Origin of the sequence: Enterobacter nematophilus (assembly GCF_026344075.1) — a bacterium.
In the GTDB taxonomy this organism is placed as follows: Bacteria; Pseudomonadota; Gammaproteobacteria; order Enterobacterales; family Enterobacteriaceae; genus Enterobacter; species Enterobacter nematophilus.
In genome coordinates, this window is record NZ_JAPKNE010000001.1 from 1,284,404 (window position 1) to 1,307,549 (window position 23,146).

At 53.2% G+C, this 23,146-nt stretch carries 24 protein-coding genes; 12 read left to right on the forward strand and 12 right to left on the reverse strand.

Features of this window, described 5'->3' with window-relative positions; all coding sequences use genetic code 11:
• The first annotated feature begins 3 nt into the window (after positions 1 to 3).
• The 6 genes from rlpA (at position 4) to lipA (ending at position 5,986) form a co-directional block, all read left to right on the forward strand.
• Complete coding sequence (rlpA, locus tag OSH03_RS06110; RefSeq protein WP_266178534.1) at positions 4 to 1,113, forward strand: endolytic peptidoglycan transglycosylase RlpA; 1,110 nt, start codon at positions 4 to 6, stop codon at positions 1,111 to 1,113.
• 139 nt (positions 1,114 to 1,252) lie between these two features.
• Complete coding sequence (gene dacA, locus OSH03_RS06115; RefSeq protein WP_045261014.1) at positions 1,253 to 2,464, forward strand: D-alanyl-D-alanine carboxypeptidase DacA; 1,212 nt, start codon at positions 1,253 to 1,255, stop codon at positions 2,462 to 2,464.
• Between the two features lie 105 nt (positions 2,465 to 2,569).
• Positions 2,570 to 2,833 (forward strand): DUF493 family protein YbeD, encoded by a 264-nt coding sequence (ybeD, locus tag OSH03_RS06120; protein WP_003858718.1) that lies wholly within the window; start codon positions 2,570 to 2,572, stop codon positions 2,831 to 2,833.
• A 94-nt stretch (positions 2,834 to 2,927) separates the two neighbouring features.
• A complete protein-coding gene (gene lipB / locus OSH03_RS06125) occupies positions 2,928 to 3,569 on the forward strand; it encodes a lipoyl(octanoyl) transferase LipB (protein WP_266178535.1) in 642 nt (213 codons plus the stop codon).
• 290 nt (positions 3,570 to 3,859) lie between these two features.
• Positions 3,860 to 4,813 (forward strand): YbeF family transcriptional regulator, encoded by a 954-nt coding sequence (locus tag OSH03_RS06130; RefSeq protein WP_266178536.1) that lies wholly within the window; start codon positions 3,860 to 3,862, stop codon positions 4,811 to 4,813.
• Between the two features lie 207 nt (positions 4,814 to 5,020).
• Positions 5,021 to 5,986 carry a lipoyl synthase gene (lipA, locus tag OSH03_RS06135; protein ID WP_008501032.1) on the forward strand — a complete coding sequence of 322 codons (966 nt, stop codon included), beginning with the start codon at positions 5,021 to 5,023 and terminating at the stop codon, positions 5,984 to 5,986.
• An 80-nt stretch (positions 5,987 to 6,066) separates the two neighbouring features.
• Here lipA and tatE read toward each other — a convergent pair whose 3' ends face one another.
• Together tatE and OSH03_RS06145 are read right to left on the reverse strand one after the other, a co-directional pair.
• Positions 6,067 to 6,267 carry a twin-arginine translocase subunit TatE gene (tatE, locus tag OSH03_RS06140; RefSeq protein ID WP_028012332.1) on the reverse strand — a complete coding sequence of 67 codons (201 nt, stop codon included), beginning with the start codon at positions 6,265 to 6,267 and terminating at the stop codon, positions 6,067 to 6,069.
• A gap of 126 nt (positions 6,268 to 6,393) precedes the next feature.
• The gene (locus tag OSH03_RS06145) at positions 6,394 to 7,182 is read right to left on the reverse strand and encodes a deaminated glutathione amidase (RefSeq protein WP_253541210.1); all 789 of its coding nucleotides are present in this window, start codon (positions 7,180 to 7,182) and stop codon (positions 6,394 to 6,396) included.
• Positions 7,183 to 7,249: 67 nt separating this feature from the next.
• Here OSH03_RS06145 and crcB point away from each other — a divergent pair, with 67 nt between their 5' ends.
• Complete coding sequence (crcB, locus tag OSH03_RS06150) at positions 7,250 to 7,633, forward strand: fluoride efflux transporter CrcB (RefSeq protein WP_041910922.1); 384 nt, start codon at positions 7,250 to 7,252, stop codon at positions 7,631 to 7,633.
• Positions 7,634 to 7,851: 218 nt separating this feature from the next.
• On the opposite strand, the gene cspE is transcribed toward crcB, so the two are convergent.
• Both cspE and pagP read right to left on the reverse strand, forming a co-directional pair.
• Positions 7,852 to 8,061 (reverse strand): transcription antiterminator/RNA stability regulator CspE, encoded by a 210-nt coding sequence (cspE, locus tag OSH03_RS06155; RefSeq protein ID WP_002439184.1) that lies wholly within the window; start codon positions 8,059 to 8,061, stop codon positions 7,852 to 7,854.
• A 190-nt stretch (positions 8,062 to 8,251) separates the two neighbouring features.
• Positions 8,252 to 8,869 carry a lipid IV(A) palmitoyltransferase PagP gene (gene pagP / locus OSH03_RS06160; protein WP_061098886.1) on the reverse strand — a complete coding sequence of 206 codons (618 nt, stop codon included), beginning with the start codon at positions 8,867 to 8,869 and terminating at the stop codon, positions 8,252 to 8,254.
• Between the two features lie 393 nt (positions 8,870 to 9,262).
• Between pagP and dcuC the strand changes: the two genes are divergently transcribed.
• Entirely contained in the window at positions 9,263 to 10,630 is a 1,368-nt protein-coding gene (gene dcuC, locus OSH03_RS06165; RefSeq protein ID WP_061098887.1) for an anaerobic C4-dicarboxylate transporter DcuC, read from the forward strand.
• 94 nt (positions 10,631 to 10,724) lie between these two features.
• Complete coding sequence (rna, locus tag OSH03_RS06170) at positions 10,725 to 11,534, forward strand: ribonuclease I (protein ID WP_151412727.1); 810 nt, start codon at positions 10,725 to 10,727, stop codon at positions 11,532 to 11,534.
• Here the strand turns inward: rna and OSH03_RS06175 are convergent.
• Positions 11,528 to 12,148: a flavin reductase family protein gene (locus OSH03_RS06175; protein WP_266178537.1), complete on the reverse strand. Its 621-nt coding sequence runs from the start codon at positions 12,146 to 12,148 to the stop codon at positions 11,528 to 11,530. The genes rna and OSH03_RS06175 overlap by 7 nt on opposite strands.
• A gap of 270 nt (positions 12,149 to 12,418) precedes the next feature.
• On the opposite strand from OSH03_RS06175, the gene rnk reads away from it, so the two are divergent.
• The gene (gene rnk / locus OSH03_RS06180; RefSeq protein WP_061098890.1) at positions 12,419 to 12,829 is read left to right on the forward strand and encodes a nucleoside diphosphate kinase regulator; all 411 of its coding nucleotides are present in this window, start codon (positions 12,419 to 12,421) and stop codon (positions 12,827 to 12,829) included.
• A 123-nt stretch (positions 12,830 to 12,952) separates the two neighbouring features.
• Here the strand turns inward: rnk and OSH03_RS06185 are convergent, their stop codons facing one another.
• A complete protein-coding gene (locus OSH03_RS06185; RefSeq protein ID WP_266178538.1) occupies positions 12,953 to 14,191 on the reverse strand; it encodes a zinc-dependent alcohol dehydrogenase in 1,239 nt (412 codons plus the stop codon).
• A 181-nt stretch (positions 14,192 to 14,372) separates the two neighbouring features.
• Between OSH03_RS06185 and uspG the strand changes: the two genes are divergently transcribed.
• Positions 14,373 to 14,801 (forward strand): universal stress protein UspG, encoded by a 429-nt coding sequence (uspG, locus tag OSH03_RS06190; protein WP_028012323.1) that lies wholly within the window; start codon positions 14,373 to 14,375, stop codon positions 14,799 to 14,801.
• A gap of 39 nt (positions 14,802 to 14,840) precedes the next feature.
• Here the strand turns inward: uspG and OSH03_RS06195 are convergent, their stop codons facing one another.
• The 6 genes from OSH03_RS06195 to ahpC form a co-directional block, all read right to left on the reverse strand.
• Positions 14,841 to 15,608, reverse strand: a complete 768-nt coding sequence (locus OSH03_RS06195) for a dimethyl sulfoxide reductase anchor subunit family protein (protein WP_266178539.1) — start codon at positions 15,606 to 15,608, stop codon at positions 14,841 to 14,843.
• Positions 15,608 to 16,165, reverse strand: coding sequence for a 4Fe-4S dicluster domain-containing protein (locus tag OSH03_RS06200; RefSeq protein WP_080327917.1), 558 nt, complete (start codon positions 16,163 to 16,165; stop codon positions 15,608 to 15,610). The genes OSH03_RS06195 and OSH03_RS06200 overlap by 1 nt, the downstream gene beginning before the upstream one ends.
• Complete coding sequence (locus OSH03_RS06205) at positions 16,162 to 18,438, reverse strand: molybdopterin-dependent oxidoreductase (protein ID WP_266178540.1); 2,277 nt, start codon at positions 18,436 to 18,438, stop codon at positions 16,162 to 16,164. Before OSH03_RS06205 ends, OSH03_RS06200 begins: the two co-directional genes overlap by 4 nt.
• Entirely contained in the window at positions 18,435 to 19,010 is a 576-nt protein-coding gene (locus tag OSH03_RS06210) for a TorD/DmsD family molecular chaperone (protein ID WP_266178541.1), read from the reverse strand. Before OSH03_RS06210 ends, OSH03_RS06205 begins: the two co-directional genes overlap by 4 nt.
• Before the next feature lie 191 nt (positions 19,011 to 19,201).
• Positions 19,202 to 20,767, reverse strand: a complete 1,566-nt coding sequence (gene ahpF, locus OSH03_RS06215) for an alkyl hydroperoxide reductase subunit F (protein WP_061098895.1) — start codon at positions 20,765 to 20,767, stop codon at positions 19,202 to 19,204.
• Positions 20,768 to 20,955: 188 nt separating this feature from the next.
• The gene (gene ahpC, locus OSH03_RS06220; RefSeq protein ID WP_014882974.1) at positions 20,956 to 21,519 is read right to left on the reverse strand and encodes an alkyl hydroperoxide reductase subunit C; all 564 of its coding nucleotides are present in this window, start codon (positions 21,517 to 21,519) and stop codon (positions 20,956 to 20,958) included.
• A gap of 622 nt (positions 21,520 to 22,141) precedes the next feature.
• On the opposite strand from ahpC, the gene citR reads away from it, so the two are divergent.
• Entirely contained in the window at positions 22,142 to 23,044 is a 903-nt protein-coding gene (gene citR, locus OSH03_RS06225; protein WP_266178542.1) for a DNA-binding transcriptional repressor CitR, read from the forward strand.
• The last annotated feature ends 102 nt before the right edge of the window (positions 23,045 to 23,146 follow it).

A 23,146-nucleotide genomic window follows, 5' to 3' on the forward strand; every position in this document is an offset into this window, starting at 1 on the left:
GGAATGCGTAAGCAGTGGCTGGGGATCTGCATTGCGGCAAGTTTACTTGCGGCCTGCACAAGTGATGATGGTCAGCAACAGGCAACCGTCGCGCCGCCGCAGCCTGCGGTGTGTAATGGCCCAATCGTTGAAATTAGCGGTGCCGATCCCGTTTATGAACCGCTGAATGCCGGCGCGAATCAGGATTACGAGCGCGACGGAAAAAGCTACAAAATCGTGCAGGATCCGTCCCGCTTTAGCCAGGCTGGCTTTGCCGCCATTTATGATGCCGAGCCAGGCAGTAACCTGACGGCATCAGGTGAAACGTTTGACCCAATGCAGCTGACTGCGGCGCACCCGACTCTGCCGATCCCAAGCTACGCCCGTATCACCAACCTGGCGAACGGCCGTATGATCGTCGTGCGTATTAACGACCGCGGCCCATACGGTAATGACCGGGTGATTTCCCTGTCGCGCGCGTCTGCCGATCGTTTGAACACCTCGAACAACACCAAAGTCCGCATTGACCCAATTATCGTGGCGCAGGATGGTTCGCTCTCCGGGCCGGGAACCGCGTGTACCACGGTGGCGAAACAGACCTATGCCCTCCCTGACCGCCCAAATCTGGACGGCGGCATGGGAAGCGTCTCCTCGCCGGCAGAACCTTCTCAGCCAGCGGGAGAGATTCGCCCGATCAGCAATGACACCCTGCAAAGCGAAGATTCCACTGGCGCACCGGTAAAAAGCAGCGGCTTCCTTGGTGCACCAACGAACTTAGCTTCGGGCGTGCTGGAGAGCAGTGAGCCGACACCTGCCCCTGTTGCCGCCCCCGTCGTGCAGCAACCTGCCCCGGTAACGGCTCCGGTTACGACCCAGAGCGCAGCCGTTGCCGCTCCCGCAGCAGCCAGCGGCGGCTTTGTCGTCCAGGTGGGCGCAGTGAGCGATCGGGCCCGTGCCCAGCAGTATCAGCAGCGTTTAAGCCAGCAGTTTGGCGTACCAGGACGCGTTGAGCAAAACGGCGCGGTCTGGCGTATCCAGATGGGGCCGTTCGCCAGCAAGTCGCAGGCAGCGTCCCTGCAGCAGCGTTTGCAGAGCGAGGCACAGCTGCAGTCCTTTATCGCTGTTACGAAGTAATTAATCGGCGGTATCCGAAATGTCAGTTTGTGTAAAACACATTCACAAACTCATGCTTAAAGTCGGATGCCTGCCTGAATAGCATTTGCTATAGTAAGGCACTTTTTTTAATTCCATCACGGATGTCGTAGTTCTGACCATGAAGACCACTTTTTCTGCTCGTTTTGTGCAGCGCATGGCGCTGACCACGGCCCTTTGCGCGGCTGCACTCTCTGCAGCTCATGCTGATGACCTGAATATCAAGACCATGATCCCTGGCGTTCCGCAAATCGACGCGGAATCCTACATCCTGATCGATTACAACTCTGGCAAAGTGCTGGCTGAACAGAATGCCGATGCCCGCCGTGACCCGGCCAGCCTGACCAAAATGATGACCAGCTACGTCATTGGCCAGGCAATGAAAGCCGGTAAGTTCAAAGAGACGGATCTGGTCACCATCGGCAACGATGCGTGGGCTACCGGGAACCCTGTTTTCAAAGGTTCCTCGCTGATGTTCCTGAAACCAGGAATGCAGGTTCCGGTTTCTCAGTTAATTCGTGGCATTAACCTGCAGTCCGGTAACGATGCCTGCGTGGCCATGGCCGATTTCGCCGCCGGTAGTCAGGATGCATTCGTGGGCCTGATGAACAGCTACGTCAATGCTCTGGGTCTGAAGAACAGCCATTTCCAGACCGTACATGGTCTCGATGCAGACGGTCAGTACAGCTCCGCGCGCGATATGGCGCTGATTGGTCAGGCGCTGATCCGTGATGTGCCGAACGAGTACTCTATCTATAAAGAGAAAGAGTTCACCTTCAACGGCATTCGTCAGACCAACCGTAACGGCCTGCTGTGGGATAACAGCCTGAACGTTGACGGCATCAAAACCGGCCACACCGACAAAGCCGGTTACAACCTGGTGGCTTCTGCTACTGAAGGCCAGATGCGTCTGATCTCTGCCGTGATGGGCGGTCGCACCTTCAAAGGTCGCGAAACCGAAAGCAAGAAGCTACTGACCTGGGGCTTCCGCTTCTTCGAAACCGTGAACCCGCTGAAAGCAGGCAAAGAGTTTGCTTCTGAACCCGTCTGGTTCGGCGATAACGACCGTGCTTCTCTGGGCGTGGATAAAGACCTCTACCTGACCATTCCACGCGGTCGTATGAAGGATCTGAAAGCAAGCTATGTGCTTAACACAACTGAACTGCATGCCCCGCTGCAGAAAAATCAGGTAGTGGGCACCATCAACTTCCAGCTGGACGGTAAAACGATCGACCAGCGTCCCCTCGTGGTATTGGAAGAAATTCCTGAAGGCAATTTCTTCGGCAAAATCATTGATTACATTAAATTGATGTTCCATCACTGGTTTGGCTAAAAATCGAACACTTGAAAGTGTGATTTTGATCCCCATATACTAAGTATCCTGATAACTCCCACCTGACGTGGGAGTTATTCTTTTTGACGTTACGCCGGAGCTGACATGAAAACCAAACTTAACGAACTGCTTGAATTCCCTACCCCATTTACCTACAAAGTAATGGGTCTGGCGAAACCTGAGCTGGTTGATCAGGTGGTTGAAGTGGTACAGCGCCATGCGCCGGGTGACTACTCTCCGTCAGTAAAACCAAGCAGCAAGGGCAACTACCACTCGGTTTCTATTACCATCACTGCCACACATATCGAGCAGGTTGAGACGCTGTACGAAGAGCTCGGCAATATCGAAATTGTTCGTATGGTGCTGTAGTCCCTTTGCGGTTACCCGGTTTGCCGGGTAACCCCTCTTCCCCGCTGTGATATACTCCCCCTCATCTTTTGTCCCTCGTCTTCGGAGACGCGTTTTGTATCAGGATAAAATTCTGGTCCGTCATCTCGGGCTGCAACCTTATGAGCCTGTCTCCCAGGCTATGCACGACTTCACCGATTCACGCGATGACAACACCCCTGATGAGATTTGGCTGGTCGAACATCTGCCGGTATTTACGCAGGGCCAGGCGGGAAAAGCGGAACACTTATTAATGACGGGCGATATCCCGGTGATCCAGAGCGATCGCGGGGGTCAGGTGACTTACCACGGGCCTGGTCAGCAGGTGATGTACGTCCTGCTTAATCTGAAGCGCAGAAAGCTTGGCGTGCGTGAGCTGGTGACGTTACTGGAGCAGACCGTCGTCAACACGCTGGCGGAATATGGTATTGACGCGCATCCGCGTGCCGATGCACCGGGCGTCTACGTTGGCGAAATGAAGATCTGCTCTCTGGGGCTGCGTATTCGTAAAGGATGTTCCTTCCACGGCCTGGCATTGAATATTAATATGGATCTTACGCCCTTTCAGCGCATAAATCCCTGCGGCTACGCCGGCATGGAAATGACGCAAATGCGCCAGTGGGTCGACACCGCTACGCCAGAAAATATACGCCCCGTGCTTCTGAAGAACGTGTTAGCACTGCTTAACAATCCCCCGCACGAATATATCCCTGCTTAATATATCATTCAGACGGCCCGATAATTTGACGGGCCGCTGTTTATTTACCGCTTTTACGCTTTACAATAATCCGCAGATTCTATATTTTCGAAGCGCCCGAATATTGCCCTTACATATTATTTAGCCTCCGGACAGCACGGCATACTCAGGCTAAGTAACTTGAGTGATAATCACACAACTGTTTGTTTTTGATAAACAAGTGGAACAAAACCAACACTTTACGAATCTCTACAAGCATAATAAATAAATTGAACTATCATTCATGTTGTGAATGTATACGGAGTGAAAGCGTGGAGTATAATAATTTACCAGCCAAACGCCTGAATGACCCTGGTGGCGAAGATAAGCCGCAAATTTTTCGGACTTTACGTAATATTGATCTCAATTTACTGACTATTTTTGAGGCAGTATATGTCCATAAGGGTATCGTTAACGCTGCGAAAATTCTTAATCTCACGCCATCGGCAATAAGTCAGTCAATTCAAAAGCTGCGGGCTATATTTCCCGATCCCTTATTTATCCGTAAGGGCCAGGGCGTCACGCCAACGGCCTATGCGACACACCTCCACGAATACATCAGCCAGGGGCTGGAGTCGATTCTGGGTGCGCTGGATTTAACCGGAAGCTATGACAAACAGAGAACCATCACCATCGGCTGCTCCCCTTCTGTCGGCGTGCTGGTGATGCCCGCGATCTTCCAGGCCGTGAAAGAGCATGCGCCTCAGCTTCTGCTTCGCAATGTGCCTCTTAACGAACCTGACGTTCAGCTTGCTCAGTTCCAGACGGACCTGGTCATTGAAAGCGGTAGCTTTAGCGCCCGAGCGCTGGGGCAAAATGTGCTTTATGCGGATAACCTGGTGCTGGTTTGCCGCAGGCAGCACCCCGCCCTCAGCGAGCCGTTATCCATTGAGAACCTGCGCAACTACGACCACTCGTCTTTCATGACCGAAGGACAGTCTAACCACGCTCTGCGTCAGCGTATTGATGAAATTTTTCCGGAACGTCAGATCAGTTTCAGCAGTTACAATATGTTCACCACCGCATCCCTGATTGGCAGCAGCGATATGCTGTGCATCATGCCTTCACGCCTGTATAACCTGCTGCGGAAATGCTGGCCGCTGGAGAATATTCCGCTTAGCCAGCTCAATGCAGAATCTATCGAGATTTCACTGCATTACAACAAGCTCAGCCTGCGCGATCCGGTACTGGAAAACGTCATCCGCATTATCCGTCAGGCCTTCTGACAGAGCGTACCCGTACACGTCCCTGCCGCTTGCAGGGCAAAACGCACAAAACAACAACTATTTTACAAATTGGCGACCTGGCAGGCTGCTTTAACGACCGTTTCAATGATATACTGCCTGTCGTTCGTTCAAAAATAGTTGATAAATACAACATTCCCTTGAATTGAAACGCTTTCCTTCGATATTCGCAACTGGAACACGCACGCTATGAGTAAACCCATTGTGATGGAACGCGGTGTTAAATACCGCGATGCCGATAAAATGGCCCTTATCCCGGTTAAAAACGTGGCTACAGAGCGCGAGGCGCTGTTAAGAAAACCGGAATGGATGAAAATCAAACTTCCGGCAGACTCTTCGCGTATCCAGGGGATCAAAGCGGCGATGCGTAAGAATGGCCTTCACTCTGTTTGTGAAGAAGCCTCTTGCCCGAACCTTGCTGAATGTTTCAATCACGGCACCGCGACGTTTATGATTCTGGGTGCTATCTGTACCCGCCGCTGCCCATTCTGCGACGTGGCGCATGGCCGCCCGGTGGCCCCCGATGCCAACGAGCCGCAAAAACTGGCGCAAACCATCGCCGACATGGCGCTGCGTTATGTGGTTATCACCTCCGTTGACCGTGACGATCTGCGTGATGGCGGTGCTCAGCACTTCGCTGACTGCATTACTGCTATCCGCGAAAAAAGCCCGAACATCAAAATCGAGACGCTGGTTCCCGACTTCCGCGGCCGTATGGACCGCGCGCTGGATATCCTGACCGCGACGCCGCCAGATGTGTTTAACCACAACCTGGAGAACGTTCCGCGTCTTTATCGTCAGGTGCGTCCGGGAGCCGACTATAACTGGTCTCTGAAGCTGCTGGAGCGTTTTAAAGAAGCACATCCGCATATTCCAACCAAGTCAGGTCTGATGGTCGGTCTGGGTGAAACCAATGACGAAATCATCGAAGTGATGCGCGATCTGCGCCGCCACGGTGTGACCATGTTGACGCTCGGCCAGTATCTGCAGCCAAGCCGTCACCACCTGCCGGTACAGCGCTACGTGAGCCCGGATGAGTTTGACGAGATGAAAGCCGAAGCGCTGGCGATGGGCTTTACCCATGCGGCTTGCGGTCCGTTTGTTCGTTCTTCTTACCATGCGGACATGCAGGCGAAGGGCGAAGAAGTCAAATAACGCCGTAATATTCATTTACAGTAATGCAAAAAAACCGGCCTCATGAGCCGGTTTTTTTCGCAAGCCCTCAGGCATTGCCGTTACTCTTTGTGGGAAAGCTTTTCTGCCGGGATGTCGTCAGCGCTTTTCTTCGCGGCTGCGTCATCGTCGTTCATCGCTTTCTTGAAGCCTTTGATGGCAGCCCCCAGGTCACCACCCAGCGTGCGTAACTTCTTGGTACCAAACAGCAGGACGACCAGTGCGGCAACCACCAGCAGTTTGGTAATACTAATCTCACCCATAGATACCTTCTTTACTTAAAACAGGCTGCATTCAGCGCCAAAAACCCGATCGTATTAACGGTCATTTGGCGCGTGCACACAATAGCAATCTGTAACAAGGTGAATCAAGCATTGTTGAAAAAAACATCACAATAATTGCGGTGGCGCAAAGCGACGGTTGCGAAGAACAGGTAATTGCTGACGCGCAAGCGCAACTCTTTCTAAAATTATCTCCGCCATCAGCAGAACCGGCGCTTCCGCTGCGGCGGCAATCGTCACTCCCAGCGGATCAACCACCCTGCTCTGCCCGATGTTTTTATTGCCGCACTCCCCGGCGGCAACAACGTAGCAGGTCGTGTCCAGCGCGCGTGCCGCAAGCAGCGTTGCCCAGTGCTGCTCTTTTAGCGGCCCCTTAACCCATGCAGCAGGCAATACCAGCACGTCCGCTCCCTGCAGCGCCAGATGCACCGCCAGCTCCGGGAAACGAAGGTCATAGCAGGTCATCAACCCCACCTTAAACCCGTCGATATCAATGAGCGGCGGGACGACATCTCCCGGATCAACGCGTCGCGACTCCTGGATGCTGAACGCATCATAGAGATGAAGCTTGGCATAGCGCGCAACAATGGCACCGTCACGGATCGCCACGAGCGTATTCACTGCGCGACCCGGGGTAGAGGGAACATGCACGGTTAAGACGGTGGTCATCGTACTGCCCACGCTCTGGGCAAGCAGCTGCTGTAAAAATTCGCCGTCAAGGGCCTGCGCGGACTTCACGGACAAATCCGGGTCGTTATCATCCCTTGCCAGTAACGCCTCAGGAAGCACCAGCAGCGACGCGCCTTTCTGTCGGGCCTGTATCATCAGGTTAACGCACTGAACAGCGTTAACCCGCCAGTCAGGCGTGACCGCAAACTGCCCTACCGCAACATACATATTTGTCCCCTCATTATAAACAGCGTTAAACTCGCTACTCTTACACATCAAATAGCAGGTATTTAGCGTGTTACAACTCCTTTTAGCTGTTTTTATTGGTGGAGGCACGGGGAGCGTTGCGAGGTGGTTACTGAGTATGCGGTTTAACCCCCTGCATCAGGCAATTCCATTAGGGACGCTGGCCGCCAACCTGATTGGTGCTTTTATTATTGGAATGGGGCTGGCCTGGTTTAACCGGATGACCCACATCGATCCCATGTGGAAAGTCTTGATCACCACCGGCTTCTGCGGCGGTTTGACCACCTTTTCAACCTTTTCCGCGGAAACGGTTTTTCTCTTTCAGGAAGGTCGTATCGGCTGGGCGCTGGTGAATATCGCGATCAACATGATCGGATCTTTCGCGATGACGGGGATCGCATTTTGGCTCTTTTCCTCTGTAAGCACGCATTAACTGCCGAAGCGTTAATGTTGGCTTAATTTTTCTCTGTCACTCTGAAGGCAATACTGAACGAGGGTGACAAATGAAACAGAGTCTGATGAGCGCAGGCATGGTGTTGTTGAGCGTACTGATCGTGGCCAGCTTCCTGAAAATTTACCTGCTTGGCTGATTCATAACGAAAAAAACCCGCTCAATGAGCGGGTTTTGAAATTCTTGCTGACGCGTCTGAATTACAGAGCGATTACGTTAGCAGCAGAAGGGCCTTTGGCACCGTTAGTGATTTCGAACTCTACACGCTGACCTTCAGCCAGAGTTTTGAAACCATTAGACTGGATTGCAGAGAAGTGTACGAACACGTCTTTGCTGCCATCTTCAGGAGTAATGAAACCGAATCCTTTGGACTCATTAAACCACTTAACGTTACCTTTAATCTTAGACATCAAAATTACCTTTACATTAAAAAACGACACAAATGCTGTGTCGGTTACCAGTACATCAATTGTGGGACCTTTTGTCCAGCGGATCTTTGACAAAAAGTGACTAAAGTCGCGTTAATTTTCACTGACAGATTTTTATCGCTTATGAATCAACGGCTGCGCGTTTTTTCACCAACATGTAACGTTTTGTCAGTTAAAACTGAAAACGCATCCAGGCGAAGTAAACGTTACCGTTGTTATACGTCCCCGGGATGTAGGTCATCTGGAACGTTGCAGGGCCATAGCCAACAGAGGCCAGAGGCAGCAATACAGGGATCGGAATGTACTTCCAGTTGTCGCGCGCGGTCACCCCGGCGGTATAGCCCAGACCCACGTGGAAGTTCTCATCCGCCAGCGGGCGCCAGGTTTTTTCCCAGCCGTAGCCGCCAATCGGTTCCCATTTGTTAAAGGAATCTTTGAAGGCCATCAGATAGATGCCATGCCAGTTTCCTTTATCATCCCAGCGCGACTGACCAAAACCCGCCCCCCAGGGACGCTCGTTATATTTATCCGTCTTCTCTTTGTCGTAAGCAAAGCGCGCGTGCCACGTTATTGCCGGGACATAGAGATCGTAATGTTCAGGCGCTGACCAGGTCTGCGAAACATTATCCGTAAAAGTAGAGAACCAGCCTTTATCCGTCGCGTTGTCCTCTGCCTGTGCAACAGTAGAAAACGTTAACTGACCAATAATAAACAATAAAATAGAGAAAAAAGTATTACGTACAATCACAATGCAATTACCATTCTTGATATTCGAGGCAAAGTTTACCATAAAGTAATTGAACCAAGCCTTAACGGCATCACCGCTACTCTTAAATATCAGGCCGTTTTTCGGGAATATTCTTAAAGCGGCGTTCTGCTTATCCCGAATAATCCCACATCTTGTACGCCTACTGCCTGTTAACCGTCTCCAGGATTAACAGGCCAGACCACACAAAAGTTTAACATTTTGTTATCATTAGGTAGACATGTTACGCTGTCTTTGCCGGTCAAGATCCTTATGACATAAATGCCTTAGCCATGGCAAAAACGCTGTTATGCTGTTCGTTAGTCGTCTGTTTATTGATTTTAATCAGCAAGGGCGGGCCATTAATTCGGCACATTTTCATCCTTCTTTTTTATATTAATTTTTTATATCTCAGGGCTGAAAGACACAGGGGAAATCATGCTTACGTTTTTCGAACTCCTAATTGGGGTCGTCGTCATTGTGGGTGTAGCTCGCTACATCATTAAAGGCTACTCAGCCACAGGCGTTTTATTTGTTGGTGGTTTAACGCTGCTGATAATCAGCGCATTAATGGGTCATCAGGTTTTACCTGCCAGCGCAGCCAGTACGGGCTACACCGCCACGGATATTGTTGAATATATTAAAATCCTGCTCATGAGCCGCGGTGGCGATCTGGGCATGATGATCATGATGCTGTGCGGTTTTGCAGCCTATATGACCCATATCGGCGCGAACGACATGGTTGTGAAGCTTGCCTCGAAGCCCCTGCAGTACATTAACTCGCCGTATCTGTTGATGGTTGCCGCCTATTTCCTCGCCTGCCTGATGTCGCTGGCCGTTTCATCGGCAACCGGGCTTGGCGTACTGCTAATGGCCACGCTGTTCCCGGTGATGGTAAACGTGGGCATCAGCCGCGGGGCGGCGGCGGCAATTTGCGCCTCCCCGGCGGCCATTATTCTCTCCCCAACGTCAGGTGACGTTGTGCTGGCGGCGAAAGCAGCCGAAATGTCGCTTATCGACTTCGCCTTTAAAACCACGCTGCCGATTTCGATCGTTGCCATTGTGGGAATGGGTATCGCGCATTTCTTCTGGCAGCGCTATCTTGATAAGAAAGAGAACATCAGCCATGAAATGATGGATGTCAGCGAAATCACCACCACCGCGCCGGCGTTCTACGCCATTCTGCCGTTCACGCCGATTATCGGCGTGCTGATTTTTGACGGAAAATGGGGCCCGCAGCTGCACATTATTACTATCCTGGTTATCTGTATGCTGCTAGCCGCTGTGCTGGAGTTCGTGCGCGGTTTCAACACCCAAAAAGTCTTCTCCGGCCTTGAGGTCGCGTATCGCGGTATGGCAGATGCGTTTGCTGGCGTGGTGATGCTGTTGGTTGCGGCGGGTGTCTTTGCCCAGGGTCTGAGCACGATCGGCTTTATCCAGAGCCTGATCTCCATCGCCACCTCGTTTGGCTCGGCCAGTATTATCCTGATGCTTGTCCTGGTGGTACTGACCATGCTGGCGGCGATGACCACCGGCTCCGGTAACGCCCCTTTCTACGCCTTCGTTGAGATGATCCCTAAGCTGGCTCACTCGTCCGGTATCAACCCGGCTTACCTTTCCATTCCCATGCTCCAGGCTTCAAACCTGGGTCGTACCATCTCGCCTGTTTCAGGCGTGGTGGTGGCGGTTGCCGGGATGGCAAAAATCTCGCCGTTTGAAGTAGTGAAACGCACGTCAGTGCCGGTGCTGGTTGGGCTGATCATCGTCATTATTGCTACCGAAGTGCTGGTGCCCGGCGCCGCCTAAGTGAAATTCCTGATTGCCAAAAAGCGCCTGCGGGCGCTTTTTGTGCTTTAATAACCCACAAAAATGAATTGCGCACAACCAATCAGGAAATCACATGTTCAGGAAGGATATTGTTATCCCGTCTGGCGCAGTAGCGCTTGCACTCAGTCTCTTCTCAGCACAGGCCGAACCTCTCAAGGCCACGCAGTACGGTGATTTCGATCGCTATGTGCTGGCTTTGTCCTGGCAAACGGGTTTTTGTCAAAGCATGGTCGAGCGTAACCGCAATGAACCGGATGAATGTCGTCTGCAAAAAGAGCGCGACAATAAAACCGATTTTCTGACCGTTCACGGGCTATGGCCCGGCCTGCCGAAATCCATTGCCGCACGCGGCGTGGATGAACGTCGATGGATGCGATTTGGCTGTGCCACGCGCCCTATCCCGAACATGCCGGAAGTGAAGGCCAGCCGCAAATGCGCAGCAGCCGAAACCGGGCTGTCGCTTTCCGGCGCGGCGAAGCTGAACGAGGTCATGCCGGGCGCGGGCGGAAACTCCTGTCTGGAACGTTATGAATATGCCAAACATGGCGTCTGCTTTGGTTTTGATCCCGATGCCTATTTCGGCACCATGGTGAGAATGAATCAGGAAATGAAAACCAGCGCCGTCGGTCATTTCCTTGCGGAAAATTACGGTAAAACCGTCAGCCGTACCGACTTTGACAACGCCGTTGCCAAAACCTGGGGCAAGGAAAATATCAAAGCCTTCAAGCTGACCTGCAACGGTAATCCGGCGTATCTGACCGAGATGCAGATTTCACTGAAAGCAGACACCATTAACGCCCCGCTTTCTGCGGCATCCTTTGCTCCGCAGCCGCATCCAGGCAACTGCGGAAAACAATTTGTCATTGATAAAGCCGGTTACTGATCGCCCACCACCGGTCGCACCATGTCAAACCGGTGTTCGTCACTGATACCATAGTAAGCCGTCGGCCCACCCGCTCGCAGGATGGGCTGCGCTTTCGCCGTCTGGTATATCCCCTCTTCCAGCAGCGTTTCGGCAATATGGATACCCACCACTTCCCCCAGCACCAGCCAGGTGTCAATCGGTGTACCGTCGGCTCCGGTAAGCTGAATGCACTGCGAAAGACGGCACTCAAAATTGACCGGGCTTTCCGCCACGCGGGGGGCGCTCACCAGCTTGCTGGCAGCAGGCGTTAACCCTGAAAAGGTGAATTCATCGCGATCGTGAGGAAGCGTGGCAGAGGTTAGATTCATCGCTTCCGCGAGATCGCGCGTCGCCAGGTTCCAGACAAACTCCTTTGTTTCAACAATATTACGCACGCTGTCCTTCCAGCCGTTGCTGGAAAAGCCAACGATCGGCGGGCGATAGTTGAAGCAGTTGAAGAAGCTATACGGCGCAAGGTTCAGATGACCGGCCTGGTCGCAAGAGGAGATCCAGCCAATCGGACGGGGGCCGACAATGGCGTTCAGCGGGTCATGCGGCAGGCCATGCCCCTGAGACGGTTGGTAAAAGTACATAGCGCTCTCTCGTTGGTTAGGGCTGAGGCGAATGATGCTTCGCGCAGCGCCCGGGTTCAGAACACACAGCGTAACGCAATCCGCCAGGAATAAAGACTGAATAAATTTCAGTGAAAATTCATATGGCACATGAATGTGACCTTCATCACTTCAAACTTGCGCGTTCAGCCAGTATCATCGGGAGAGTTAAACCCTCGCTGCCAGACGGCGAGGGTTTTCTTTTGGATTGGTTTCTGCGTTAGACGCAGCATTAACGACATGGAGTAAAAAATGTCCAGACCTACAATCATCATCAACGAGCTCGACGCAGAACGTATCGACAGGCTGCTGGAAAAAGCAGAATTCGCCTCACTTCCGGTGGCCGACGCCCTGAATGAGGAGCTCGACCGCGCGCAGATGTGCACGCCAGAGTCCATGCCGCATGACGTGGTCACCATGAACAGCCAGGTGAAATTCCGCAACCTGACCACCGGTGAAGAGCTGACCCGCACGCTGGTTTATCCGGCTCAGATGACCGACAGCAGCGCGCAGCTTTCGGTTCTTGCTCCTGTGGGTGCCGCGCTGCTGGGGCTGCGCACGGGCGATACCATCCACTGGGAGTTGCCGGGCGGTGCCTCCACCCATCTGGAAGTGCTGGAGCTGCTCTACCAGCCAGAAGCTGCGGGCGATTACCTGCGTTAATGTCATTCTGAACAAACGCGACCCGCGTTGCACAGAGGATGCGTCTGCATCCTCTTTCCGAACATCTTCACCCGATTGTGCTTCACCGCGGTCCTGTATCTTGACCGCCACCGGCGAGTGACCTCACACCACGCCGCCCGGGAATGCATTCACCAGGCCCTTCACTTTTTGCTCAGCGGCCTCAGGCGTTTCCGCGCCGGGCACCAGGATCACCTTCCGGCACTCCTCTTCCCGTTTTTCGAAAATCTTATAGGCACGTTCCGCATCCGCCAGGGGGAGATAATGCGTAACAATCTCTTCCGGCGTCAGCAGCCCTTTTTCGATCAGCGGTAACAGTTCGCCCAGCCAGGCGTGGACGTGCGTCTGGCCCATCTTAAACGTCAGCCCCTTATCGAAGGCATCCCCAAACAGGAAGCCGTGAATAAACCCGGCATACACGCCGGGTACGCTGACCACCCCGCCGCGCCGGACGGCAGCAATGCACTGACGCAATGCTTTGCCGCTGCTACCCTCGATTTTAAGGTTGCTGAGGATCGTCTCCGTGGTGCTGCCTTTGGCCTCGAACCCGACGGCATCAATGACGGCATCGACACCCCGCTGCCCTGCGGTTTGCTGGATTATCTTTTCCGCCGCGTCGTTATCATCATCAAAATTGATGGGGATAGCACCGTAGCGCGCCTCGGCAAACCGCAGCCGGTAGGGGTGATGGTCGATAACAAAGATCTGCTCAGCCCCTAACAGCCGCGCGCAGGCTATGGTCAATAGCCCCACCGGACCGGCACCGAAAACGGCGACGCTGGAGCCTTTTTCAATCTGCGCATTTTTTGCCGCCTGCCAGGCGGTGGGCAAAATATCAGACAGGAACAGGGCCTTATCGTCGGATAGCAGCTGCGGCACCTTAAACGGCCCGACGTTGCCTTTCGGCACGCGCACGTATTCCGCCTGCCCTCCCGGCACGCCGCCGTAGAGATGGCTATAGCCAAACAGGGCTGCCGGCGCGGGAATTTGCTTTTTGTTCAGCGCAGCGCCCTGCCCGGCATTGGTATTCTCACAGGCCGCGTACTGCTGCAGACGGCAAAAGAAGCAGTCACCGCAGGCGATGACAAAGGGGATCACCACGCGATCGCCTTTTTGCAGATCCTTCACCTCCCGACCGCACTCGACGATCTCGCCCATAAATTCATGTCCAAAAATGTCGCCGTGCTGCACCTTTGGGATCTTCCCACGATAGAGATGCAGGTCGGAGCCGCAAATCGCCGTGGCCGTGACGCGCAGGATGATATCGTCGGGCTGTTCAATGATGGGATCGGGGACATTCTCAACGCGAACATGGTGCGGACCGTGGTACGTGAGCGCTTTCATGCAACCTCCGAAAGGTTTCAGGTAAGTTTATAAAGGGTAGCTACCCCTGAAAGTCTGCCGGGAAATACGCGCCTTTTGAGATTTATCCTGGCAAGAGAGGAAAAGTGCCGAAGCGCTTACAGAAACCATTCATATTTTGTGGTTGAATGTATCCAGCGTTTATAAACAAGGAGAAACGGTTATGTATAAGACAATCATTATGCCGGTTGATGTTTTCGAAATGGAACTGAGCGACAAAGCTGTGCGCCACGCGGAATTCCTCGCGCAGCAGGATGGAATTATTCATCTTTTACACGTCTTACCGGGCTCTGCCAGCCTGAGCCTGCACCGCTTTGCCGCCGACGTGCGTCGCTTTGAGGAGCATTTACAGCACGAAGCCGAAACGCGGCTGCAGACCATGGTCGGGCATTTCAGCATCGACCCTTCCCGCATCAAAACCCACGTCCGGTTCGGCAGCGTGCGCGACGCCGTCAATGAACTGGCCGCAGAGCTGAATGCAGACGTGGTGGTGATCGGTTCACGTAATCCTTCCATTACCACTCACCTGCTGGGGTCGAACGCCTCCAGCGTGATCCGCCACACCCATATTCCGGTGATGGTAGTCCGGTAAATACCCACAAAAAACCCCGCTTTCGCGGGGTTTTGTTTATCAGTACAGGTGACCAATATTGACGATGGTGCTGACGGTATCGCCGAAGAAGGTCAGGCGGCTGAGCACCACGCCCATCAGCAGGAGCGCAAACACCGCTTTCTGCATCGGCTGGCGCTTCAGCGACAACGCGCCACCCACAATGCAGCACAGCAGGCTGCCCAGATAGAGCGGCGAGCTTAACCAGGCGTGAGCGGTCATTTTCATGATGGTGCCGCCGCTGAGCCACATCACCGGCGCGGCAATCAGCAGCGCCATCAGGGCAATAATTCCCTGGCGCAGCGCGGCGTTAGATGCTTTCAGCCCGAGCAGCGGCGTGGCGGCACAGCCCATCACCCAGACCGTCGCAAAGAACAGCATCATGGTGATGCCGTTGGCAATAGCCTGCATCGCCGGTGCCGCGTAGGTCATCCCCTGCACCACCACCAGCAGGATCCCGAACAGGGACGCCAGCAGCGCCGCGCCTTTGTTTCCCTTACTCAGGAAGGCCAGCCCAATCATGGCGCCGTAGAGGGTCGCGCCCAGAATTTCGCGGCTCAGCCAGGCATGTTTCAGGTTAATCAACGCGTTGTAAGCATGTTCCGGGTGCGCCAGATGCAGCACCGCGGCGACGGAGGCCACGCCCAGAATCAGCCCGGTAATCAGCCAGTGAAGGCGGGTGCCATGCACTTCACCACGCAGCGTGCGCCAGGTCAGGAGCAGCGTCATCCCAACGGACATCTGGCTCAGCACGGTAAAGATAACGAGCGGTATTTCATACTTTTCCATTATTTATCCCCCGGCTGTTTTGGCTGACGGGCCAGAATGAAGCGCGTACCCGGATTAAGCTGAGGCATCTTCGGGAAGCCCGGCGGATACTGCACGGCATTGTTCGGCAGCGGGTCGGCATCCAGATCGATAATCGTCAGCGCGCCGACCGGACAGGCGTTAACGCAGGCCGGGGCCATACCGATATCCAGACGTTCATAGCACATGCTGCACTTCTCAGCCTTTTGCGTCTCTTCGTTGAAGCGCGGCGCGCCGTACGGGCAGTTGCGGATGCAGTTTTTACAGCCGATGCAGCGCTCAGGGTTATGCACCACCACGCCGTCATCGCGTTTGGTGTAGGCTTCCACCGGGCACGCCGCCAGACAGGCCGGGTTTTCACAGTGGTTACAGGCCAGCGAGAAAAACGCGCGCTCCTCATGCGGATAAATTTCTTTATCCAGCGGATAGACATAGCGCCAGAAGCGATCCGGCTCAAGCTGGTTAAAGCTCTTGCAGGCCATGGCGCATCCACGGCAGCCAATACATTTATCACTGTTCACTAAAAATGCGCGTCTCATGCGTCTGCTCCTTCATTCGCGATAAGGGCAATGTCGACAAACTGGCTGTGGATCGCCGCGCCAGGCGCGCCGGTTGCCATCTTGCCCATATCGGCTGGCGTATCTTTCACTACGTTCTGCACGTTGTACTTAAGCTTGTTAAACCAGGACTCATACATCACCAGGAAATCTTCCGGCACGTTGGTGGTGATCTTCGCCCGCAGCTCCACTTCGCCCACCTCGTTAAACACGCGGACTTTCGCCAGCTCGCGGATGCCCTTCTTCTGCGCGGCGGCTGGGTGGATATAGACAAACGGCTCCGGCCAGAAGACCTGCATCCAGTCGAGGTTGACGAACTGCGAGTGAAGGCCGTACTGCAAATGCGGGGTGAAGAGATGGAACGGCAGCTTGCCCTCCGCGGCCGGCATATACTCCGGCAGCGCTTTATGGCCGTTCTTTTCACACAGCTCGGAGAGGAACTCATACTTGCCCGATGGCGTTTTAAACTTGCGGTCGTGCCAGGCGGCAGAGCTGACCATTTTGGCTTTCACCGGCCCGTCCAGCAGATCGTCCCATGAGCGGATGCCAAACTGCTTCGCCATGCCCTCATTGAACTCCAGGTCGAGCCATTTTTTCTGGTCAATGTCCTGCGGGAAGGTACAGGAGCCCGGCTCCATTTTGTTGATGGTGCGCGAGAGCAGCACGGCAATATCCAGATCGCTCTTGCATTCGTACATCGGTTTAATGGCCGGTTCATTCACCGAAAGCCAGTAATGCCAGTAAGACGACGACAGGTTCCAGTGCTCAAAGGTGGTGGTCACCGGCAGCACGATATCGGCATGCTGCACCGTCTCGTTGAAGAACTGATCGACGCAGACCACCATCTCCAGCTTGCTGAAGGCTTTTTCCATTTTGTTGCGGTCAAAGTCCTGGGCAAACGGGTTCTTGCATGCCACCCACAGCATGCGAATGGGCGGATCGTTGGCATCAAGAATGCTCTGCGCGGTCTGGTTCAGGTTCAGCGCGCGGTCGGAATAGTGGCTCTTTTCGCCGCTGTCGCTGACGAACTCCCCTACCGGGCCGCTTTCGCCCACCATGCCAACAGATCCGGCCGGTGGCTTCTGCGTCATCGCATGATAGTTATAGCCCCAGGTCTGCAGATGGCCGTAGCGGGCACCGCCGCCTTCCACACCGATGTTGCCGGTCATGGCAACAAAAGCGTCAATGGCGCGCACGTTCGCCCCGCCGTTGACGTGGCGCTGCATCCCGTAGCCGATCCAGACGGTGGCAGGTTTTACCGCGGTAAACTCTTCCGCCAGCTGGCGAATTACGTCTACCGACAGGCCACAGATTTCAGACGCCCACTCAACGGTGATGTTGCTGCGCAGATACTGCTCGAATTCCGGGAAGCCGTGCGCAAAGTTGTTCACAAACTCCTGGTCGACGCGGCCGATATCCAGCAGGTGGCGCGCCATTCCCAGCGCCAATGCGCCGTCTGAGCCGGGGCGCACGCGCAGGTACAGATCGGCTTTGGCGGCGGTTTGCGAGAACAGCGGATCGATGACCACGACTTTCGCCCCTCTCTCACGCGCCTGATAGATGTACTTCATGGTGTGCATGGAGCACCACGCCGGGTTTGCGCCCCAGATAATGATGTATTTGGCTTTCACCAGATCTTCCGGGTCGTTACACCACATGTCGCCCATGTCATAGTGCTGGGCATCGATCCCTGCCGGCCAGCATGGCGTACCGGCAAAGCGCGTGGTGTAACCGAGAGAAGACATCATCCCCTCCACGGCATAGCTCATCACGCCGAGGTTGCCGGAGTATTTCGACAGCGCCAGGCCGAGCATAGATCCGTCTTTCTTTTTAATCTCCAGCATCTTGCTGGCAATGCGCTGCATGGCCTCATCCCAGGAGATGCGACGCCATTTACCGCTGCCGCGACCGTCCTGAATCATCGGGTATTTAATGCGGTCCGGGGAGTAAACCCGGCGCGGGTAGGTCAGCCCCTTCACACACGGCGCGCCGTGCGTGAACGTGGACTCGCTTGCCCCGTCGACGAAAGTGATTACGTCATCTTTGACCCAGGTTTTTAAGCTGCAGGTGTCGTAGCAGTTACGCGGGCAAGCGTTACGGAAAATTTTGTAGGTTTTCGGGTTAAACGGAATGGGGGGCTGTGCCAGGGCACATCGGGAGGATAATAGTCCGCCAGGTAATGCGGCGACGGTACCCAGCGCAATCAGTCCTTTTAAAAAGGAGCGCCGGTTTAGCTGCCCTTTATCAATACTCATAATATTACTCTCGTTTTTAATTCATCAAACCAATTAGTCAGCTGCGACGCGAGACATTTCATTGCGGATGTTTTTGCACAATCATTTATTTTTGCGATAAACGCAGGGAGCCATAATTCGAGATGGCCGCGCACAAAGCGGGTGAGTGCATCATGATATTGCGGCGAATGTCTGGCATGCACGGAGAGCATCACCGCCAGCTCTATTTCATAGCTAATGTGATCGTCGGGAACGCTATTCTCCTCCGTCACGAACAGCCCAATGCTTTGCAGGAATTCGCGCACGCTCAGCGTTGTGGCCCCCATCAGCAGCGGCTCCTCGTCAAGGTAAACCGAGGCATAAGGCGGCGCCAGCAGCGTCGCAGGGCCGACAAACAGGGCGTTGAAGTCATACTCAACCTCTAACGCCTCATCCTGCTGCCAGGCTTCACTTTCCGGGAATAAAAGGTGTAACGAGGCGCATCGCGATGTCATGTCTGCCGCGTTAAAGAAATCACGAAACGTCAATCCCTTTATTTCAAAGGGGGTTAACGCCTCATATATTGAAGAGGTGAATATATCTTTATCATTCATGTTAAATATAAATATTTATCGACACAAAAAACGACGAGATATTATCAGCAGGCTCATTAATTTCTTTGATCGAAGCAGGTAATTAACGCATGAAGTGGTCAATAACGAGGATAATTGAGGGTAAAAAAATCTAAAAAAAAAGCCACCTCATAAAGAGGTGGCTAGTGCAGGTATCGTCTTACTTTCTTTTATTATGCGGTTTTGGTGCGGATCAAATAATCAAACGCGCTCAGGGACGCTTTTGCACCTTCCCCAGTGGCGATGATGATCTGCTTGTACGGCACGGTGGTGCAGTCGCCCGCGGCAAACACGCCCTTCACGCTGGTTTCGCATTTAGCATCAATAATGATCTCGCCCATGCGGTTGCGCTCAATCGCGCCTTCCAGCCAGGTGGTGTTCGGCAGCAGGCCAATTTGTACGAAGATCCCCGAAAGCTGAACGCTATGAACGTCGCCGCTTACGCGGTCACGGTACTCCAGGCCGGTCACTTTGCTGCCGTCGCCCTTCACTTCCGTGGTCTGCGCGTTCAGCACGATATCGACGTTTTTCAGGCTGCGAACTTTATCCTGCAGAACCTGGTCAGCCTTCATCTCTGGCGCGAACTCCAGCAGCGTCACGTGCTCAACAATTCCTGCCAGATCGATAGCCGCTTCCACGCCGGAGTTACCGCCACCGATCACCGCCACGCGTTTGCCTTTAAACAGCGGGCCGTCGCAGTGCGGGCAGTAGGTCACACCTTTGGTGCGGTACTGATCTTCGCCCGGCACGTTCATGTTGCGCCATTTCGCACCGGTGGCAACGATCACGCTGCGCGCTTTCAGCACCGCGCCAGAAGCGGTTTCAATCTGGTGTAACCCCCCTTCCACCGCCGCCGGAACCAGCTTGCTGGCGCTCTGGCTGTCGATCACGTCCACTTCGTAATCGCTAACGTGCGCCTTCAGCGCGCCCGCCAGCTTCTGGCCTTCGGTTTTCGGCACGGAAATATAGTTTTCGATGTCCACGGTATCCAGCACCTGGCCGCCGAAGCGTTCGCCCATCAGGCCGGTACGGATCCCTTTACGTGCGGAGTAAACCGCTGCTGCCGCACCCGCCGGGCCGGAGCCAACTATCAGCACGTCGTATGCATCGCGCTGGTTCAGCTCTTCCGCCGCGCGTTTTTCTGCGCCGGTATCTACTTTGGCAACGATTTCGGTCAGCGTCATGCGGCCCTGGCCGAATTCCTGACCATTCAGATACACCGCCGGAACGCCCATCACGTTGCGCTCGGTAATTTCGTTCTGGAACGTACCGCCGTCAATCGCCGTGTGCTTAATGCGCGGGTTCAGAACCGACATCAGGTTCAGCGCCTGCACCACGTCCGGGCAGTTGTGGCAGGAGAGCGAGTAATAGGTTTCAAACTCAAAATCACCGTCGATATCGCGGATCTGCTCCAGCAGCGCCTGCGCTTCTTTAGACGGATGACCGCCGGTCCACAGCAGCGCCAGCACCAGTGAGGTAAATTCATGACCCAGCGGAGAGCCGGCAAAGCGCGGCCCCTGGTCAGAGCCTGGGTTGGCGATCAGGAAAGAAGGCTTACGGACGGCAAGCGTATTGTCTTCTTTGAAAGTCACCTTCGGTGACAGTTCAGCAATCTCTGCCAGCAGTTCCTTGATCTCTGCCGATTTTGCGCTGTCGTCCAGCGTGGCAATCAGCTCAACGGGTTTGGTCAGTTTCTCAAGGTAGGCCTTGAGCTGGGTTTTCATCGTAGTGTCGAGCATGGTTCTTCCCTCTCTTAAGACGTCATCATGCAAGCTGCCTTATAAGGGCGGCCTGAATGCAACTTGCATCATGGTGCTGGAATGAAATGGGCGCGGGGGGCGCCCATTGATTGCCGGGTGGCACTTCGTTTACCCGGCCTACGATACTGTAGGCCTGTGCAAGCGCAGCGCCGCCAGGCTTTACAGACTTAGATCTTGCCGACCAGGTCTAAAGATGGAGCCAGGGTCGCTTCGCCTTCTTTCCATTTCGCCGGGCACACTTCGCCTGGGTGAGAAGCCACGTACTGAGCCGCTTTCACTTTACGCAGCAGGTCGGAAGCATCACGGCCGATACCTTCAGCGGTAACTTCGATAGCCTGGATAATGCCCTGCGGGTCAACCACGAAGGTTGCACGGTCGGCCAGGCCTTCATCTTCACGCATGTTGTCGAAGTTACGGGTCAGGGCGCCAGTCGGGTCGCCGATCATCGCGTATTTAATTTTCGCGATGGTTTCAGAGCTGCTGTGCCACGCTTTGTGGGTGAAGTGGGTATCGGTAGAGACAGAGTAAACGTCTACGCCCAGCTTCTGCAGTTCTTCGTAGTGGTCTGCCACGTCACCCAGTTCGGTCGGGCAAACAAAGGTGAAGTCAGCAGGATAGAAGAAGAACACGCTCCAGCGGCCTTCGGTATCTTTCTCAGTGACTTCAATGAATTCACCGTTTTTGAACGCCTGGTTTTTGAAAGGTTTAATTTTGGTATTAATCAAAGACATCTGTACTTCCTCCGTGTTTTCGTTGAGATGTAAGGTAACCAACTTTCTTCATCGGGGCTAATGCGTATGCTTTATCAAATCAATCAGCCAAACCTAACAACTTCAACAAGACAGTAAGGTGAACCTTTTAAAGGAAACGCCAAAAGTAAAAAGGCCGCCTCAACGGGCGGCCCTGATACCTGAATTCCCCGCAGGTACATTCAGTGCCAGCCGAAGCTGGCGTTGCGTTGCGCTCTACAACCCTTAATATCAAGGCGGTAACAGCGGTTTGATTACACCACCCGTGCAGAGATTGAGCAATCCATAACTGAGGCATTTCTGCCTATGGCTGTGATAGGCAGTATCGAACATCATTTCGAGGCGTTATAAATTTATTTTTATGATAAAAATACCTCAATATATAAATGACAATTGTCATTTAAGCGGTTTATCCCTTCTTTAAGATAAAATTATCTTAATCATCTTTGAAGCGCTATTTTAATAATCTGACGTCGTGATATATTAAGGTGAGTTTAATTTAAAATTAAGAGAGTTAACCGAAAGGATTGTAAATGGTTAGCTTCAAACTATAGTTATCAGTGATGTGATAACCACAGCAAACACGACATCATCAGGACGAAACATGGCAAATCTCTACGACCTCAAGAAATTCGACCTCAACCTGCTCGTCATTTTTGAGTGCATTTATCAACATCTGAGTATCAGTAAAGCGGCTGAGACGCTCTATATTACACCTTCCGCGGTAAGCCAGTCACTGCAGCGTTTGCGCGGGCAGCTCAACGACCCGTTGTTTATTCGTTCAGGTAAGGGGATTACGCCGACTACGGTTGGCGTCAATCTTCACCATCATCTTGAACAAAACCTGAATCAGCTTGAGCAGACCATCAACATCATGCACAGCAGCGGGTTAAAGAAGAACTTTGTCATTTACTGCCCGCAGTTTATGACGCCCAAAATTATGCTGGGGCCAATGCAAATTTTGATGGAAAAGCATAACTACCAAATTGAGCTTCATGATGTTTTTCTCGCCCCAGATTCAGCAGAAGATCTGTTAGCCTACCGTAAAGCAGACCTGGTTTTCTCCTTCTCATCTCTCAACAGTCGTTCTATCGCCTGCAGTCTGTTCTATGAAATGTCTTTTACGCTTGTTTGCCGTGCGGATCATCCCCGTATTGGTCAGAGCGCAACACTTGAGGAACTCCTTAAAGAAGACTTTACGGCATTTTTAAGTGATGAACTAAGCGTTAAAAACTATCAGGAGAGCGCAGAGAAAGTCCTTCCAGAACGTAACATTGTATTTCGTAGTGATTCATTTATTTCTCTGCTGTCAATGATCAGCTGTACCGATATAATTGGTCTTGCTCCTACACCAGCATTCGATCAGTATGGCGCGTCGTTAAATTTACGGAAGATTGAAACAACATTAGTCCTCCCTTCCATCCAAATATTTATGATGTACAACCGCTCGGCATTGAATAGCTCGGCGTTTTCAAGCTTTATTGAAGAGCTATCTTTGCATCGATAATGGTGACTGGCTGAATTCACATTCAGCCAACACATTCTAACGCATTCATAATAATTATATTTTAATGATTTTATACAATTTATTTCCTGATGTAATTATCAG